The sequence below is a fragment of the Nitratidesulfovibrio liaohensis genome (assembly GCF_011682075.1).
Lineage (GTDB): Bacteria > Desulfobacterota > Desulfovibrionia > Desulfovibrionales > Desulfovibrionaceae > Cupidesulfovibrio > Cupidesulfovibrio liaohensis.
Window position 1 is genome coordinate 1 of the sequence record NZ_VSMK01000746.1, and the last position, 655, is coordinate 655.

Below are 655 nucleotides of genomic sequence, written 5' to 3' on the forward strand. Positions count from 1 at the left end.
GCCGCGCTGGCCGCGCGCCGGGCCGCGCCGGACCAGGTGGAGGCCCTGCGCGCCAACCTGACGGCCTTTCGAGAGGCGGCGGCCAGGGACGACGTGGTTCGACTGGCCGAATTGAACACCGAATTCCACCTGCTGCTGCGGGCTGCGGGCGGCTCCCTGCTGTTGGCCCGTCTGCTGGACGAGATCGAAGGGGTGGTGGAGCGTATCATCCGCGCGCTGGTGCCCCTGCGCGAGGCCGGGGAATGGTCGGACGAGGACCACGCCCGCATCGTGGCCGCCGTGGTGGCGGGCGATGCGGAGGGCGCCGCCGAGGCCATGCGTATCCACGTGCTGCATGGCGGCGATGCGGTGCTGGACACCCTGCGTCAGCCTGATGGCGAGTCCGATGGTGCAGTGGACGGTACTCCCGCTGCCGCGCTGGCAGGCCGTCAGTCCGGCAAGGCCGCATCGAAAAAATCATGAACCTTTCGCGCCGCTCCGGTGCCATGGCGTTTCGCGGCACCGGAGCGGCGCGCAACCACGCCCCATGCGCCGCCCCCTGCGCCGTGTGGGAGAGGAGATTCGCATGAACTTCGCATCCATGTTCCGCGCGGCGTGCCGGTTGGGCGTGGCCGCACTGGCCGTTCCGGCGCTGCTGCTGGGCGCGGGCCTGCCC

At 71.6% G+C, this 655-nt stretch carries 1 protein-coding gene; it reads left to right on the top strand.

The window, feature by feature from the left end:
• The coding region (locus tag FVW27_RS18460) for an FCD domain-containing protein (protein WP_167128020.1) at positions 1–462 on the top strand (462 nt) is incomplete at its 5' end.
• Between the last annotated feature and the right edge of the window lie 193 nt (positions 463–655).